Genomic DNA, 986 nt, shown 5'->3' on the forward strand with positions numbered 1-986 from the left:
GTCACCAAGCCCGCGCACGCTGGTTCCACCAACGCACCCGACTGAACAGGGACTACGCCCTGGTCAGCTAGCAATTGGCGGCTGCCGTACTAGGCCCGTGGCCCGGGCATGTGATCATGACGGAGTGATCGTCGTGGAGTTCGACGCACCCGTTGATTCGCCAATGCCTGTCACCGGGTTCGAGTTGGGACACGTCAGCCTGCGCTGGAACGGTGGAGCCTACAGTTCCCGCCAGCTCGGGTCCCGCGGGTTGCTGATGGTGTACCTCGCCGCTGCGGACATCCTCACCGGCGTCCCGACCCTGCTGGCGCACCCCGACGCCAGTTACCTGTTCACCGGCGCTTCCAGCGCCTGGAGTTTCGCCCTGCGCCGTACCCGCCGCCATGGACTGCAGCTGAGCACACCGGCCGGCAGGCTGCTCTGCCACACGTCCGAGGCTGACTACGCGATAGCGGTCTGGCGCGGCACCGAGCAATTGCTGACAGCCCGCACACCGACCGACGGCGGACCCTTGACCGACCTGCAGACCGCCATCGCCGTCTTCCCGGATGGCTACCGGCGCTGACGCATCCACCAGCCGGTAAAACCAAGCAACCTCAACTCGGCACGTCCGAACGGAACCCGGGCCGGCTCGGCGGAACAATGCGTAGCGCGGTCGGGTAGCCCCGATGCATTGCTGCATCGGGGCCCCCTCAGATCCGTACGTGCCACTCGTCGCGGCATACGGCTCAAGCGAGCCCGGAGGGCGTTTCAGGCATAGAGCAGTGCTGGGTCTTTCTGGGCGCCGGTTGTCCGGCGCTGGCAGTGCGAGTGGATCAGGCGGGTGTCGTCCGGTGTGGCCTTGTCCGCGTGGGCGGTCACGTGCTGCTTGGTGATCGCTGTGCGGGTGACCCGATGCCATTGTTCCCATTCGGTAGGGCTGTGTGGCCAGGGCCATTGCGTAAAACCGGTGACGTTACGTGACTGCGTCGATGAGTTGGGTTGAT

The 986-nt window shown here is 65.8% G+C and carries 2 protein-coding genes; one reads left to right on the top strand and one right to left on the bottom strand.

What is annotated here, in order from left to right; all coding sequences use genetic code 11:
* Positions 1-124 precede the first annotated feature (124 nt).
* Entirely contained in the window at positions 125-565 is a 441-nt protein-coding gene (locus ACFHWY_RS28650) for a hypothetical protein (RefSeq protein ID WP_416583349.1), read from the top strand.
* Between the two features lie 185 nt (positions 566-750).
* Here ACFHWY_RS28650 and ACFHWY_RS28655 read toward each other — a convergent pair.
* Positions 751-986 (bottom strand): hypothetical protein (locus ACFHWY_RS28655; RefSeq protein WP_416583350.1); only part of this gene is annotated, 236 nt, incomplete at its 5' end.

The sequence above is a fragment of the Micromonospora sp. LOL_024 genome, assembly GCF_048060415.1.
Lineage (GTDB): Bacteria > Actinomycetota > Actinomycetes > Mycobacteriales > Micromonosporaceae > Micromonospora.